This is a genomic window from Methylobacterium sp. SyP6R, assembly GCF_019216885.1.
Lineage (GTDB): Bacteria > Pseudomonadota > Alphaproteobacteria > Rhizobiales > Beijerinckiaceae > Methylobacterium.
Map to the genome: position 1 here is coordinate 48512 of NZ_JAAQRC020000001.1, position 13893 is coordinate 62404.

The following is a 13893-nucleotide window of genomic DNA, read 5'->3' on the forward strand; positions in this document are numbered from 1 at the left end:
AGACCTAGAGAGCTTTGCGATGGCAACGCGATCGTGAAGTGCTCTAGCAGAGCCAGAAATCGCCGTCCCGAAGCAACCGATCGGATTTGGGATGAGGCCGCGTGCAACTGATCCGAGCGATTTGGTCAACAGACGGTAAGGCATGGTCGCCAAAGCCCGGATGCGCGGCCCCAAAGGGTAAGAGTCCGTTTACTTCGAACCTTTCGCTTAGGCAGTATGACCTAACCCTAGGCGGCCGCCCTCATGCGCTTTCTTCTCGCACCGGTTCTGCTCGTCGCCGCGTGCTGCACCTCCCTCGCGGCCGCCCCCTCCCCGTTCCGCGCGTCCCTCGCGGCGGCCGGCGGCTGCGGCGCGCACCGCGCCCTTGCGGAAGAAAGGCTCGGCCGGCTCAGCGCCGCCACGGTGTCCGCCGTGCCGCAGGGCGAGGCCGACCTGTTCGGCAAGCCGGCCGGGCAATGGACCGAGGACGAGATCCGCGACGCCCTTTCCGCCTTCGCAGCCTGCGAGATCCGCTCCGAGCCGGCCGGCACCGGACGGAGCGAGCGCCTCGCCCGCGACCTACGCGGCCTCGACACGGCCCTGCGCCGGGCCATCGTCGTCGGGCACGCCCGCGCCCCCATCGAGGCGGGCGAGGAGCGGGCGCCGCACGGGTCCGGCCGCGGTCACACGATGCCCGGGGCCGCCAGGCTGCGGCAGGGCCCGGCCTTCACCCCCGCGCTGCGGAGCGGCATCCCGGCGGAAGGCCCGCGACCTGTCGCGGCACCCGCAGACACACCGCACGCAGAAGCGCCAAACGGGGTCGCCGTACAGTCGGCCTCTTCCGATGCATGGGACGACGCGCCGCCCGCCCAGGCTTGGCGCACGCAGCCGCCGGTCGCCGATCCGGCGCCGGGTGTGCCGGCCCGCCCGGCGCTGGCGCCGATCGCCGCATACCGGCCGCCGACCGAGCGGACGCAGTGCCCGGTCAGCCTCGTCGCCTTCGAGCTGCTCCAGGCCGAGATGCGTCTCTCCGAGGTCGAGAACCTGCTCGGCTGCCGGGGCACCATCGACGCCACGGCAACAATTCCAGGACTCGGCACCTTCGTGACGTATCTCTGGTCGGACCGCGGCAGCGGCGCCACCGTCACGCTCGTCTTCCAGAACAAGCGCCTGCGCTCGAAGGCGCAGCGCGGCCTCGGTGCGGAAGCCCGGCGCGCCGGCTGAGCAACCGGGCGGGAATTCATCCCCACCGGCGATCGACCGCATGATCCGCAATCTCCGTCCTGACGCGAACCCCGCGCTACCTGAACCATCATCTCGTCCGGGAGGGGGCGCTGTCGCTGCAAGGCCTCCTCCGCCAGCGCCTCAAGCCAGGTGCGCCACTCCTCCGCGGCGGTGAGCAGCCGCGCCACGTTCTGCGCCCGTGGCGTTCGAGATCCGCGCCCGTACCTCCTCGGCCGACAGCGTCCCACCGGGAGGCCTGCGCCTCCAGGAAGGCGACGATCTCTGGAGCTTCGCCTCGCGGAGCGCCCACCGTTCCTCGGTGAGCGCCATCATCACGTGCCCGCACCCTCATGCGACGCGCTCAAGGGCATCCGGGCCGATCGGCGGGGGCATCGAAGCGGGAGGCCCGCTCCGGATCGACAGCGGCGGGGATGGGGGCGCCCGGCTGCGCCCCGGTGCCGGCGATGGCCCGCGCGATGGTCGTCGTGTTGACCGGCACGAAGTGGTGGCGCCGTCCGGCTCGAGCGGTTCCATGTCCTCAAGCCCGAGGATCTGGTTCGGCGACAGCCCGCCGACCCCGAACAGCAACGGGTACAACCTGGACCGGATCACCGACATGCTGATTCGCAGCGTCGGCAATGAAGCGAAGCTGGATGCCCGGGCCAAGGAACTCGCGAAGGAGGAAAGGCGGCTGATGGCCGAGCTCGAAGCGCTGCCAGACGTGCCGCAGATGGTGGCGCGGCATCCCGCAGCTATCGCCTCTTACGAGGAGGCGCTGGGACGGCTGGACGAAGCGCCGGACGCCTGCACCAAGGCCGGCGATCCGGAGCTGGCGTCCGCTCTCCGCGACCTCGTGGACACGGTCACGGTTGGCGGGATCCTGAGGTGAAGGGCGGCATCGAGGTAGAAATCTCAGGACGCCTGACTGCACTGCTCGGGCCTAAAGCTTATCCGAACAAGGTCCGTGCAGTGGGGGGACCTGATGGTAGCGGAGGACCGCTACATCAAGCGACCCACTAAGGCGGAGCCGACGTTCCTGTTTCGTGCGAAGGCGGCTTGATCCGGGAACAGGCCTGATGCCGCAAGTCAGGCGGGGTTTGTGCACCTCCCTCCCCCCTCTAAGTCCCGCGGCCTCGCCAGCCTCTCCCCTGGCGTCGTCCTGTGCCGCGGCCTGCGCGAAGCGGAGTGGGCTGAGACGCACGAGCGCTGCCAGGAGTTCGTCGAGCGCTGGGGGATGCAGGCGCACGCGGCTGGGTGGGACACGCTGCGCCTTTTCGGGGTGTCTCCCGAATTCGGCGCGATCCGCGGTGACTGGAAGGGCCAGCTCATCCCGCTCATCGCCGACGTGACCGAGGTCAACGCCGAGTTCATCCGGATCGGTCCGTGGCGGGCGTTCTTGCTGCACCCGATCAAGCAGCAGGGCATGATCCCGATCTGGAGCTACGGGCGATGACCGGCGGCGAGGCCTTCCGAGCGAAACTCCTGACCGACGATGCGCTCGACGCGGCGATCGCCGCCTACCTCGCCGACCCGTCGGCGCCGGTGGTGCTCGAGATCGGGGACAGGCGCCTCGACGTCGCCGCGGCCGTCATGGCGCACCAGTGGTCGGCGGACGAGCTTGCGATCGAGGATGCGACACCGGCCCGGCGGCGGAATGCGGTGAGGACGGCGGTGCTGCTGGCAACTGTGGGGTGACAAGGCTTTCGGACTACAAATCAATGATCTCTCATCGCAGGTGCCCTTTTGGGCACCTGCGAGCGATCTAATTAGGTTTGTCCTGGGGTATTTGAATCAAGTTGATCTGTAATATTTCTGCCGACTGTGTAACAATAGACTGAACTCGGTATAATTCTGAGCTTAACTCCCTCAAGAACAATTTCATCGCTAATTGTTTTCGTAGTTAGAAAAGCACTTCTTACGTTTTTATGTTTTTTTAACATGAATTGAAGATGTTTATATTGATCATACGGCCTGCTATTATATCTATCAGACCATTTTACTTCACCGATCCAATCGGGCCGCTGGCTGTGCGATGACAACATCACTATATCAACTTCTCCTTCGTTTTTCCATCGAGCATATCGCAATTGTCGGAAGTTGATTGCATGTTGCCACTGAGAATATATGGCCGACTCGGCAAGATGGCATATTGCATCAGTGTCTTCTTCGTATACTGGCCCGAACAGGGCTGCTCGCATCGATGGATTGTTCAGGTATATCTTGAAATTTCTTTCTCTCTGTAGAGACTTGCAGTTTTCGTCAACGTGAGAAACTTTGATTATTAGAAATGCTTTTTCCAGATATTCAATGTACTTCTTGATTGTTGGCTTGGCCAATCCAGATCCTTGAGAAATATTTTCTAGATTTGCTTCGTGACCCGCATTATAAGCAAGGAATGAAAACAGCTTGTTAAGTTCTTGTATTTCTTCAATGCCATACAAGCTTGGGAGATCTTTCAAAAGAACTTTATCAATAATGTCGTTTCTAATAAACTGTTCGGGGTTGTTCCGTATAGCCGTGTTAATCACAGCCTCAGGATACCCTCCAAAATTCAAGTAATCTACAAACCTGGCATTTAATTTTTGAATATCGACAGGTGCAAAATAATGTAAAGCCACTCCCGGCAATCTCTCAGATCGCTCGCGGCGTTCGATTAATGCATCATCTTCGCCAAGAAAAACGAGAAACTCGTAAAAAGTCAGAGGGGGAAGCATAAATTCGGAGAACCTACCTGCCCCAGACTCTTGACTTTTCAGTCGTAATGCTGCGGCGGCAGACCCAGTGGCGACAAATTTTACATCCTTATAGCTATCAACAAGATCCTTGAGGTCTATTTCCCAGTCTTTCAGATATTGGATCTCATCAAATACGACAAGCTTTTGACCATTTTTTGCTGGCATCAACGACAAAAATTTTTCAAGCGAAATTCCTGAATATACTGGCGTATCAATACTGGCATACAAGACATTTGAAGGCTCTATTCCAGCAATCATTGCTTCATGCAATAGCTGTTTAATCATAAACGTCTTGCCGACCCGGCGGGGTCCAAGCAATATTGCGGCCCTTCGAACGGAAAAATTGAGAGCCAGCTGCTTGAACGGCTCGAAATACACCCGTCTTGGACTTGTGGCTTCTGGAATGGTCCAAACGCTGTTGACCCACCAGGGGTTATCGCGTTCGATCCTACGCTGGATGTCGATGTCGCTTATGGCTCGCATGTAACGCTCCGCTCGAGCCAATAGAGAAACGATCGTTTAGCTATTTGTCAATCATGGCTTAAGCCATTGATGCAGCTTGGTAATTTCCTGCAAAATAGTGAGCGTCCTTTCAGACGGCAGGCCTCAATGGCCCATTCTCCGATCGTTAAGCCGGCTGCGCAGCTACGACCGTCGGCACCTCGCTCAACCGTGTCGTGAACCGTGGCGAGCGCATCTCGAACTTGGTCGACCAGGTGCGCTTCTCCACCAACCCCGCCCGAGCCGGCACCACAGCACCACGCCCGAACCGGCTGTTGCAGGCGTCCATCGCCGCCATCAGCGCGCCGGACTTCTCCCGATCGAGGGCGCCGAACAACGGGCGAGGCGCGCCGTCGAGCGGCACGAGATCCTTCGTGACTAGCCCAGCCTTGCTGTAGCGCCAGGGCGTCGGCCCCTGTTCCTTCCAGGTCTTCGCCACACCGTGGAGCGCGGCCTGGATCAGGTGGCGGCTGTCGTTCGTCGCCTCGGGCAGGTGGACCACCGTCGAGACCGCGCGCATCGGGTCGCCCCGGTCGTGCTCGCTCGTGTGATAGAAGACGGTGACGGCCGAGACGGCGAGACCGTCGCGCCGCAGCTTCTCGCCGAGCCGTGTCGCGTGCGCCGCCACCGACCTCCTGGATGGTCTCGAGGATGGTCGCCTGGCGGTTCGTGGCACCGGCGTAGAACTGGGCCTCGCGCGAGGCGATCCAGTCGTCGGCCACCGAGTTCGCCCGGTCAAGGTCGAGCGACCCCTCCCAGCCGTCGGGGTCCTCCTCGAAGATCGGCGGGCCGTTGAGCGGGCGCGACTTCACCGCAGTTGCATACTGCATCAGAATGCGTTCGAGCAAATATCATGACGGAGCGGTATCATGGTACCACACAAAGTCGATCCATACTTGCTAATCTTTTTTCAATTGATGGCCGTTCCTAATGCGGCCCGGCAGGAAGGCAGTTCAATGAATCACAACCCCTAACTCCGATAGCCACAGTTGGTGCAAATGCCTGAAAACGTAACAGACGATATTCTTGAGAGATTTCTCAAATCGAAAGGCGCCACTAGAGATTGCGAAGCGTGCGGAGAAAACAAATGGATCGTTAGAGCTGACGACTCAGATGGCATATCCTTCTCGATGTCCTTACTTAAAACCGCGGATCATAAAGAATTGAACTTTGGGTTGGGAGTCTGCGGAGTTATATGCGGTAATTGCGCGAATATAAGAACTTTCTATAGGGGGTCGGTTCTGAGGTGGGGTCTTGAAAACAATCTTATAAAGCATGATGAAGGCGCAAAAAGCGAGAACGAAGATGAATGAGCCAGTTCAACAAATTCTATCAGCTGAAGTTGCCGATATTAAGAGATATAGGCGCCTAGAAGGAGGCAGAGGAATGGGCTCGTCATCAGGCGGCGGGGGAGGTTCGGATGATATAAGGGATCGCGTTGGCAATCTAGAGAGAGATTTCAATAAAATCATCGATCGTCTAGATGGTATAAAAAACTTGGTAGAAGGCGCCCGCTTAGATATCGATGGCAAACTCACAAAGATAGAGCTGAAGGCAAGTATTGTAGATACTAAGCTTGATGCCAAGGCTGGAAGTGCGGAACTCAATAAAATCGGCGGGGAGATCAATGCTAAAATGATCGGAATTGAAAGAGATTTGATTGGAAAAGCGTCGGCTTCAGACCTTAGTTTGGTTAAGGGCGGCATCGATAAGCTTCCAACGACAATTCAATTGCTAGGATTTATTGTCGCCGTATTTGTAGCCGCTGGCGTCGCCAAGCATTTTGGCTGGTAAGTCTCTTGTCTACGAGATCAAATATGGGAACTTTTCTCGTACATATTATATGTTTAAATGACCGCAATAAAACAAATTATTTTTTTGAGTTTTTGAGGGCAAAGATTAGAAGACAGTAAAGGCTAAGCGCCAACGCAATGCGATATACATCAACAGGACGCTAGATCAGGGGAAGTTATGAACGACAGTGAAAATCTAAAAGCTGCGATTGACAGGGCGGTGCGCCTCGCGCACGAATGGAGTGGGCAGCCAAAACCCAACGAGCCCATCGAGTCGTGGGATATCGACGCAATTGATGATGCCGTAAGAAAGATCAAGATACTTAGTAATATTGGTCAAGATCAAATAATTGAAACCGTAACGTATATATCTGAGGCGATCAAGCTTCCCGAAATTTCGTATCTTGATAGCACAAAAGAAGTTGTTGCTATGAAAGCGCGAGCAGGCGCGCTGTCTCAAGCTCTCTGGGAAGTTGGCAAAACTGCACATGAAACCGCTGCCGGAACATCTAACATACTGACAATCTCCCCTAAGGATAAAAAATTTGCCGACTTAGTCGAAGAATTATCAAATAGCATTACACAGGCGACGGATCGAATATTAGAATTAGAGAATATGATCAATGAAAATCCAGTTGAATCAAATGCTTTGCCTATGATCTCCGCAACAGCGGACGTTGGCTATCTAAAGCAGAAATTGCAATTGGCATCGGAGTTGATTAAGTCTTCTGTGAAGGTAAGCGTAAAATACATACAGGGAATTTTGTCATCGGCGAGAGACAATGCCGAAAATATATTGAGTTTGGTTGGTGGGTGGCTTACCAGTTTCGGCCTGAAAATCAAAAAGATAAGCTTGGGGATCGCGTCGGCAACGACAAAGGCGTTCAAATCAGGGGTTGCGCTTGCTAAGCGCCTTTTACTAGGCGCAGATGAAGTTCACAGTCCACCAGCCACCGATACGGTACGTCTAGAGCAGGGAGTTCCCTTCAGTTTTTCAATATCACAATCGGAATTACAAGAGGAGATGTTGACGAAGATTGTTGCGGAAATAATTCGTATAACGAAATCGAAAAACTTAGTAGGCATTTACATCGACAAATTCGAAATTCTGGGTTCGGAAAAAGACAATGGCACTGGAGTAATTTCTATGACGATTTATAAAGCCGATGAATATAGAGAGTGGGGTTCGCGTGGGGTGATATGCAGTGTCTCGTTGAAGAAGGAGCAATATATTGTATTTGAGCAATTGGAGTTTCAGACGAAAGTAAAGGCGAAAGTTGCGCTTTATATCGCCCAGGGTGACGTGGGAAAAACATAGTTGTCGATAATAGCTGTAGACCAAAAACGAAAGGACGAACAGCAGCATATTGAGCGGCGCCAGTGCAAAGCAGCCCTATCGCAGCGCGTGAACCGTGAACCGACTAAACCGAGGACACCAGTCGCCGAGACCGACGATGGCGCCTGCCACTCCGACCATCTCCGCAACCTCCGCCCGGTTCAACTGATCCGGGAGGAAGTCGACGAAGATCTCTGCGGACCAGTCCTGGAAGACCGGTCGTGTTCTCATGACCCGCGCTTGCCCGCCGCGCCTAGAGGCGGATCCGTAACGCGCTAGCGGGCGCCGCGTGCCAGGAACTCGCCTCCGATCCGAAATTCCGATAAGTCCATCGCGCACCTCGGCGTCCGAGCCGCCACGGTAGCACATGCGCCAGGGCGTCGACCGTTGAGCTGATCTTACCCTCCGCCGCCTGTCAGGCGCCACCCGCGCGCCGACCGCGGACCCCGCGAGTCGCCTGACGCTGGGCCAGACGCCCGCATCCACTCTAGTCCAGTGGCGATGTGAACGAGGCCGTTGGGCTCGACCGGCAGACCGCGCCGCAGCAATCCTCGCCGCCCGCCGGACTCGCTCACGCCCACGCGCCGGCAGAAGGCCTTCGGGCTCTCGTATCCCTCGGGTGGGCGCCCCCGGGGCGGGGCCCTGTTCCGCGCCCACCAGGACAGGGCGTCGTCGACGGGCACGGTCCCGTCCGGGTGGGAAGGCATACCTCGCTTCAGCGCGGCCCTCACGACGCCGACGGTCACGTGCAGTCTGGCTGCAAAGGCTGCCACTGCCTCTCCCTGGGGCAGCAGCTTCTGCGCCGGGACCGGTTCGGCGGCCCGAGTCCGCGCCGCCCTATCCTCGGCGAGCCAGGCGAGCCGCCGCCGGCCGATCCGGAAGACTGGTCCGGCGACACCCGCATGCTCCGTGACGCCCGGCAGGGTGCCGGCCGGCGGGGCAACCTCGAACCAAGCCGAGGGCTTCCGGGGTGGCGCTTCACGGCGCGGGCGGTCGGCGCCTGGCGCTCCTCCCGCGGCTGCGGCTCCTCGAGCAGCACGCTCCACCGCGCCACCTCGCGGCCGGTTAGCTCGGCGCGATCGTCGGGCAGCATCACCACCCGCCACAACCCAAAGCCTGCACCCCAGGAGCCCTACTCATGGTATCGATGGCGCTCGCTCGCATTGGCCCTCCGCGCTCTTCCCCGCATGTCCTGCTCGCTCTTGATGCTGTGAGAGAGCACTTTGCCGCATCCATTTTCCTGGATCGAACCCGGAAGGCTCTTTTCTAGTAGCCTGTGCCGATAGCGCCATTACCGCCATTAGGTGGCCGATTTCGGCTTTCCGAATGATCCTGCGGCTTTCGTGCTTTCCCCACCTCACGTGCCAATAGTGTCATTAGCGCCGATAGGTGGACGAAGAAGGCGGCATGCAGCCGTAGGCGCGGCACTCCAGCGCTTTGAAGACGAGGCACCAAGACCGCTCGCCACCATTGGTGATATGCTGATTGCTGGAAGCTAGCTCAGCCAGGAGATGCGGCGCACCGCGCTACGCTCCTCGAAACGGTCGCAGGCTGGAAGGTTTAGATCGTCCGATGACCTCCGCTGCGAGTTCCTGGGGGCCCTTTGATCCGCACCTCGACGAGGCCGAGCGCCGCGCTCGCCTGCGCTGTCTTCGTGGCCTTGCCCGCGTCCTGTCCGGCCCGCGCGCCGCTGACCTCTGCAACCACCTCGCCGCGGCCGAGCATGATGCAAGCGCCCTACCCCTCGCCCTTGCCGCCCTGGACCGCATGCCTTCCGTCGATCGCCGGCAGATCGTCGCGACCTACGGCGCCGTTCACCGCCCCGCTGCCGAAGGAGATGTCGAGTGAGTGCCGCCGCCGCCTTCGATAGCGACAGGTTTCGGAAGTGCATGGCCCTCGCCATCGGCGGGGCGACAGAAGGCGAGCGCAAAGCGGGGCGAGCTGCCGCCGCCCGTGTGGCCGTGGCCGCCGGCCTGTCGTTCGAGGAGGCGGAGCGCCGCGCAGGTCGGGGTTTCGATCCGGGCGGCTTCGAGGACGCCTTATCGGAAGCCGTGTCGCGCGGTGCGGCCGAAGCTGTCGCCGAGGCGATGCGGAAGGCCAGGGAAGCCGCAGCACATCAGGAGGCCCTTCGCGACGAGGAGCGCCGGGAGGCCGCCAGGGAGCGCCGCCGTCAGGCAAAGGCCGCAAAGCAAGCATGGGCCGCCGCCGAACACGAGATGGCCGAGTGGCCCGAGCGCGCCAAGGCTGAGCAAGCCGAGAGGGACCGCTTGTGGGCCGAACAGCGCGCGGCGCGACAGGCCGCCGAGACGATAGGAGCGAGCACATGACCGAACCCCGCACCGCCTATCACGCCGGATTGTGGGACGCTGTATTGGTCGCCGTCGGCGCGGCCGATGCGATCGAGGCTCGGCCCGATGCCTCCACCTTGCGCCAGCGGTCCGCTGCGGAGGCCCTGCGCGGCTTTGCCGACGGCATCCGCGCCAATCTCCTGCCTGAGCCCCGAAACCCTGTCCTTGAGGCCCTGAGGGCAATTCGCGCCGAGCCGGGCGAGGAAGGCGAGATCCGTGTCCCGAGTGCGCCGGCCGGCTGCACTGGACGAGAGACCCGGGCAACGGCCATGTATGGGGCCAGTGTGAGACTGACGATTGCCTCAGGTGGATGCAATGACCCCTGTATTCCACCTGCACATGCAGGAGACGAACCTTGGCTAAGGCAGGCACATTCCCGAAAGGGCAGAGTGGGAACCCTGCCGGCAAGGCCAAGGGCACCCGCAATCGTACGACCATGGCTATGCAGCAACTACTTGAGGGCGAGGCGGAGAAGATCACCCGCAAGGCGGTAGAGCTGGCCCTGCTCGGCGATACCGTCGCCATCCGCCTGTGCATGGAACGCCTGGTGCCAGTTCGGAAGGATCGGCATGTGCAATTCGACCTGCCGGACATCGAGAACGCGGGCGACATTCCGAAGGCAACCTCTGCCTTACTGAAGGCCGTTGCGTCGGGCGAGATCACGCCCGCCGAGGCCGCCGACATCGGCCGCGCCGTGGACGCTCACCTGAAGGCGATCGAGACGCACGAGCTGACCGAACGCCTCAACCGCCTGGACGGAGCCGACGATCAATGAGCCTCGCTGCCCTACACCGCCGCCTTGACCAGATCGAACGCCAGCGCGGCATGAGCGGCGCCATGGAGCAGATGAGCGACGCGCAGCTGTGGCGCATCATCCGCCGGGGCTACCCCGTCCTTGTCCAGGAGCACGGAAGCCTGCCCGCCGCCGTCAGGCACCTTCGAGCGACCGGCGATGCCGGCCTTGCCGACATTATCGAGGAAGACACCGGGGGCGCCGATGCTGTCCGCCATTAAACGCTGCATCGCACGGCTTGAGCAGCGCGACCGTGGCCGGCTTCGTGGCGTACATCGCTACAGCGACGAGGAGTTGGACGGGCTGATTGCCTGGCACCAAGACCTCGACCCGGGCCGGGCGGATCTCGACCAAGCCCGCGAGGAATGGGCCCTTGACCTCATGCGCAGAGAAGGGTTGATCCGATGAGCCTTGCAGACCTTCGCCGCCGTCTTGAGCGCGTCGAGGCTATCCACGTCGTCGAGGCGCCGCGGGCGATCCTTGCCGATCGGCCGATGAGCGACGAGGAGGGCGCCGCCGCCCTCCGGGACTGGCGCAAGTGGGCGGCCGATGGCCGGGCGAGCCTTCACCGGGGCATCCTGTACATCGCGGAACCGCGTTCGCCGACCGAGGCCGAGTGGGCGGCGGATCACCTCCAGCCGCACTAAGCGCCGCTCAGCGCCCCGAGCAGGTCGCGAGTGCTCAATTGCAGCCGCCGAACCTCCGCCCGCAGGGCCGCAGCCTCCTTGGTCCGTAGGCCATCCCGATACCGGCCGTTGGCCTCACCCTGCGGTGCGCCGCTTCCCTGGGCGCCGCCGTGCATTCGGCACCGGCGCTTCCCGCTCACTGCCGGCGACCGGCATTCGATCCCCTGCCTGGTCTTGGCACAGCATCGGGGCGCTAGGCGGAATGGCGTGGGTTGCCGGGCCAGTGAGTGCATGGGGTTGATGTTCCTTTTCGAGAGGCCCCCCGGGGTTCGGGGCGGTGACGCTGCCGACGATGGCTTGGCCGCCCTGGTAGACGTGGACGTGCTCGACCCGGACCGTCTGGGCTCCACTGCGCCGGAGCTTCGCCAAGGCCTCAAGCTGTGTCGTGTAGGTGCGCAGCATCTTCGTGGCGAGTGTCCCGGCCGCCTCCATCCGGGCGGGGCTGTCTGTGGTCGCAGCCTGCGACAGGCAACGCATGGCAAGGTGATGGGTCGCGGCCATCTGAACGGCAAGTTGGCCCTCTATCTCGTTCTCGGGCCGGACCGCATCGACACCGGCGAGCATCGCGTTGAGGGCGAGCTGCGGCGTCGGGTTGTCCTTGGCGATCATGACGGTGAGCTTGCTCAGCTGCGCCACCGCAAATTCGTCGGACCGGCTGCCCATCGCATCGGAAAGACGAACCAGCCAGCCCCGCGGATCATCGTGCGGTGATCCCAGGTCCGTCCCGCCTTCCGGTCCGACTTCGAGGGAGGCAGACACTGGAACGTGCCACGCAGTACCCCGGGCATCCGCCGCCAGCATTCGAGCGGTTTCCTCATCGGAGCACTTCGGCCTCGCCGGCCGCTTCCTCGACGCCTTAGCCGCCGCCGGTTGTTCCTGCTTAGGCATGGTCGGTGACCCGTTCTGGGTTGAAATACTTGATCTTCAATCAAGCCGCCGCACCCGCGACCCCGGCCCGCAATGAGCCTCCCGCTCTACCAACCCGCGCTTAGCCAGGAGGACGATAACCCTCGACGGATTGGCTGCCTCACCAGCCCTGCGGGTTGGCCTGACCGTGTTCGGCGATCGAGGAGCTTCCCACCGCAACCGCCACCGACGCACCCGCTCCCGCTCCCGCTCCCCAATCTGAGCTTCCCGCACGGCGATTCCACCAACGGCGAAGTGATGCCCGGCCGCGACAAGTTCCCGGAGATGGGCGATCTGCGCGCGGTTGGCACGGTCGAAATGCCGTTTCATCCTCTCGGCGCGACCGATCGGCAGCGGCCCCATGACGGCCAGAACCTCAGCCGGCGTGTGCCAGCGCGGCGCCCCGCCCTCGTCGAGGCGCACCAGGGCCGACAGGAACGCCCCTTGCCTGATCCCCAGCCCGCGGCTCACATCGGCTCCTAAGTGTAGGATTGCTCATCAAGATCTACTCCGGATTGCGCTTCGTCAGCAAGCCAGAAGCAGTCCTCAATGGGCTTGGTATAGCGAAGGGGCGCAGCGTTCTTGCGAACGCTCCTCGTAGCTTGGACAACAGCTTCATTTATTTCAACGCCCTGATGCGCCAGCATCGCTGCCTCACTGATAATCTCGTCACGCAAATCATCTGGATGATGCCGCGGAACAGCCAGAGTGACGGCTGCCAAGAGCGCATGCCCAGCCGCTCGTGGCGAAGCGGTCGCCAGCACAGACCCGCTTGGACGCACCGGTTCAGTTTGCTTTGTAAGGCGCTGTGTCCGTGGAGTCCGGCGGCGAGGTTTGGCACGAGCAGCGCGATTGTGGAATGCTGCAACACACGGTGATTTTTTATATCCTTCTGACGGCGGGCAAAATTTCTGAGGCCGCCCTCTCCAGATACGCGTGATTTTCCCGCAGAACTGACAACTTGGTTTTTCTTCCTCGTTATCGTCTTCATAAATTGTCTTGATTTCCTCACAAGATACAACGGCGTGCGCCGCAGATTTTGCCTCAGCCCGCGCTTTCCTTCTGATTTCACTATTACGCCGCTCGCGGAAGCGTTGCGCACAAGAATATGATGTTGAAGTTTTTATCCAAGAACAAAAACGTTGCGGTTTACCGTTCCAAATCCGTGTGGGCTTTCCACAAAACTCACAAGTCGGCGGCTCTGCGGGCTCGGGCACTGATCGCGTCTCAACCACAACAGGCGCCGGTTGGGCCGCTTGGTTTGCGTACCGCGGTACAGAGATTGCCTCAAAGCTCCACAGAGACCGCAGTCCAGCAGCGTCCGCGGCGTGCGCCTGCGCTATGGCGGCTTGGTAGGCTGCTTGTTGCTGTGCGACGGCAGCCCACCGTTCGGCTTGTGCCGCCTGCTCTTCTGCGGATCGGATCAACCAATCCGCTTCGGCGGGGTTGCGAGGCATCATCTTCAAGCGCCCTCTGATCTGATAGGGCGCAAGGATGCATAAATCAGTCAATACCGATCAATTATCCGAGATATGGACCCACATTAATTTTTGCGCGTCGCCTTGGTCTCAATTTGATTAATGCATCAAAAT

General features: G+C 60.4%; 16 protein-coding genes and 1 pseudogene. 11 read left to right on the forward strand and 6 right to left on the reverse strand.

Going from position 1 to position 13893, the window contains the following annotated elements; translation table 11 throughout:
- The first annotated feature begins 243 nt into the window (after positions 1-243).
- The 4 genes from HBB12_RS00245 to HBB12_RS00265 all read left to right on the forward strand — a co-directional run bounded on the left by HBB12_RS00245 (position 244) and on the right by HBB12_RS00265 (position 2898).
- Entirely contained in the window at positions 244-1203 is a 960-nt protein-coding gene (locus HBB12_RS00245; RefSeq protein ID WP_236987499.1) for a hypothetical protein, read from the forward strand.
- Between the two features lie 199 nt (positions 1204-1402).
- Positions 1403-2092 carry a hypothetical protein gene (locus tag HBB12_RS00255; protein WP_236987500.1) on the forward strand — a complete coding sequence of 230 codons (690 nt, stop codon included), beginning with the start codon at positions 1403-1405 and terminating at the stop codon, positions 2090-2092.
- A 345-nt stretch (positions 2093-2437) separates the two neighbouring features.
- A complete protein-coding gene (locus HBB12_RS00260; protein WP_236987501.1) occupies positions 2438-2656 on the forward strand; it encodes a hypothetical protein in 219 nt (72 codons plus the stop codon).
- Positions 2653-2898, forward strand: coding sequence for a hypothetical protein (locus HBB12_RS00265; protein WP_236987502.1), 246 nt, complete (start codon positions 2653-2655; stop codon positions 2896-2898). The genes HBB12_RS00260 and HBB12_RS00265 overlap by 4 nt, the downstream gene beginning before the upstream one ends.
- Positions 2899-2969: 71 nt before the next feature.
- On the opposite strand, the gene HBB12_RS00270 is transcribed toward HBB12_RS00265, so the two are convergent.
- A complete protein-coding gene (locus HBB12_RS00270) occupies positions 2970-4421 on the reverse strand; it encodes an ATP-binding protein (RefSeq protein ID WP_236987503.1) in 1452 nt (483 codons plus the stop codon).
- Between the two features lie 145 nt (positions 4422-4566).
- Positions 4567-5070 (reverse strand): annotated as a pseudogene (locus HBB12_RS00275) (DUF4113 domain-containing protein); the annotation flags it as partial.
- A gap of 644 nt (positions 5071-5714) precedes the next feature.
- Here HBB12_RS00275 and HBB12_RS00280 point away from each other — a divergent pair.
- From HBB12_RS00280 to HBB12_RS00300, 5 genes are all read left to right on the forward strand, one after another.
- Positions 5715-6233, forward strand: a complete 519-nt coding sequence (locus HBB12_RS00280; RefSeq protein WP_236987504.1) for a hypothetical protein — start codon at positions 5715-5717, stop codon at positions 6231-6233.
- Between the two features lie 177 nt (positions 6234-6410).
- Positions 6411-7550, forward strand: coding sequence for a hypothetical protein (locus tag HBB12_RS00285; RefSeq protein ID WP_236987505.1), 1140 nt, complete (start codon positions 6411-6413; stop codon positions 7548-7550).
- Positions 7551-9140: 1590 nt separating this feature from the next.
- Positions 9141-9416: a hypothetical protein gene (locus HBB12_RS00290; RefSeq protein ID WP_236987506.1), complete on the forward strand. Its 276-nt coding sequence runs from the start codon at positions 9141-9143 to the stop codon at positions 9414-9416.
- On the forward strand, positions 9413-9895 hold the full coding sequence (locus tag HBB12_RS00295; protein ID WP_236987507.1) for a hypothetical protein: 483 nt from the start codon (positions 9413-9415) through the stop codon (positions 9893-9895). The genes HBB12_RS00290 and HBB12_RS00295 overlap by 4 nt, the downstream gene beginning before the upstream one ends.
- 376 nt (positions 9896-10271) lie before the next feature.
- Entirely contained in the window at positions 10272-10691 is a 420-nt protein-coding gene (locus HBB12_RS00300) for a DUF5681 domain-containing protein (protein ID WP_236987508.1), read from the forward strand.
- A gap of 11 nt (positions 10692-10702) precedes the next feature.
- Here HBB12_RS00300 and HBB12_RS00305 read toward each other — a convergent pair whose 3' ends face one another.
- Positions 10703-10927 (reverse strand): hypothetical protein, encoded by a 225-nt coding sequence (locus HBB12_RS00305; RefSeq protein WP_236987509.1) that lies wholly within the window; start codon positions 10925-10927, stop codon positions 10703-10705.
- On the opposite strand from HBB12_RS00305, the gene HBB12_RS00310 reads away from it, so the two are divergent.
- Both HBB12_RS00310 and HBB12_RS00315 read left to right on the forward strand, forming a co-directional pair.
- Positions 10914-11117 carry a hypothetical protein gene (locus HBB12_RS00310; RefSeq protein ID WP_236987510.1) on the forward strand — a complete coding sequence of 68 codons (204 nt, stop codon included), beginning with the start codon at positions 10914-10916 and terminating at the stop codon, positions 11115-11117. The genes HBB12_RS00305 and HBB12_RS00310 overlap by 14 nt on opposite strands.
- Complete coding sequence (locus tag HBB12_RS00315) at positions 11114-11356, forward strand: hypothetical protein (RefSeq protein ID WP_236987511.1); 243 nt, start codon at positions 11114-11116, stop codon at positions 11354-11356. Before HBB12_RS00310 ends, HBB12_RS00315 begins: the two co-directional genes overlap by 4 nt.
- Here HBB12_RS00315 and HBB12_RS34225 read toward each other — a convergent pair.
- The 3 genes from HBB12_RS34225 to HBB12_RS00325 form a co-directional block, all read right to left on the reverse strand.
- The gene (locus tag HBB12_RS34225) at positions 11353-11535 is read right to left on the reverse strand and encodes a hypothetical protein (protein ID WP_272913234.1); all 183 of its coding nucleotides are present in this window, start codon (positions 11533-11535) and stop codon (positions 11353-11355) included. The two genes, HBB12_RS00315 and HBB12_RS34225, sit on opposite strands and share 4 nt — an antisense overlap.
- Positions 11471-12196, reverse strand: a complete 726-nt coding sequence (locus HBB12_RS00320; RefSeq protein ID WP_236987512.1) for a hypothetical protein — start codon at positions 12194-12196, stop codon at positions 11471-11473. The genes HBB12_RS34225 and HBB12_RS00320 overlap by 65 nt, the downstream gene beginning before the upstream one ends.
- 584 nt (positions 12197-12780) lie before the next feature.
- On the reverse strand, positions 12781-13761 hold the full coding sequence (locus HBB12_RS00325; RefSeq protein WP_236987513.1) for a hypothetical protein: 981 nt from the start codon (positions 13759-13761) through the stop codon (positions 12781-12783).
- Positions 13762-13893 lie beyond the last annotated feature (132 nt).

What these genes read in the sequence shown, in the direction of transcription:
- HBB12_RS00245 (WP_236987499.1), top strand. Translation starts at nt 244, where the DNA reads ATGCGCTTTCTTCTCGCACCGGTTCTGCTCGTCGCCGCGTGCTGCACC.
- HBB12_RS00260 (WP_236987501.1), top strand. Translation starts at nt 2,438, where the DNA reads ATGCAGGCGCACGCGGCTGGGTGGGACACGCTGCGCCTTTTCGGGGTG.
- HBB12_RS00265 (WP_236987502.1), top strand. Translation starts at nt 2,653, where the DNA reads ATGACCGGCGGCGAGGCCTTCCGAGCGAAACTCCTGACCGACGATGCG.
- HBB12_RS00270 (WP_236987503.1), bottom strand. Translation starts at nt 4,421, where the DNA reads ATGCGAGCCATAAGCGACATCGACATCCAGCGTAGGATCGAACGCGAT.
- HBB12_RS00280 (WP_236987504.1), top strand. Translation starts at nt 5,715, where the DNA reads ATGATGAAGGCGCAAAAAGCGAGAACGAAGATGAATGAGCCAGTTCAA.
- HBB12_RS00285 (WP_236987505.1), top strand. Translation starts at nt 6,411, where the DNA reads ATGAACGACAGTGAAAATCTAAAAGCTGCGATTGACAGGGCGGTGCGC.
- HBB12_RS00290 (WP_236987506.1), top strand. Translation starts at nt 9,141, where the DNA reads ATGACCTCCGCTGCGAGTTCCTGGGGGCCCTTTGATCCGCACCTCGAC.
- HBB12_RS00310 (WP_236987510.1), top strand. Translation starts at nt 10,914, where the DNA reads ATGCTGTCCGCCATTAAACGCTGCATCGCACGGCTTGAGCAGCGCGAC.
- HBB12_RS00305 (WP_236987509.1), bottom strand. Translation starts at nt 10,927, where the DNA reads ATGGCGGACAGCATCGGCGCCCCCGGTGTCTTCCTCGATAATGTCGGC.
- HBB12_RS00315 (WP_236987511.1), top strand. Translation starts at nt 11,114, where the DNA reads ATGAGCCTTGCAGACCTTCGCCGCCGTCTTGAGCGCGTCGAGGCTATC.
- HBB12_RS00320 (WP_236987512.1), bottom strand. Translation starts at nt 12,196, where the DNA reads ATGCTGGCGGCGGATGCCCGGGGTACTGCGTGGCACGTTCCAGTGTCT.
- HBB12_RS00325 (WP_236987513.1), bottom strand. Translation starts at nt 13,761, where the DNA reads ATGATGCCTCGCAACCCCGCCGAAGCGGATTGGTTGATCCGATCCGCA.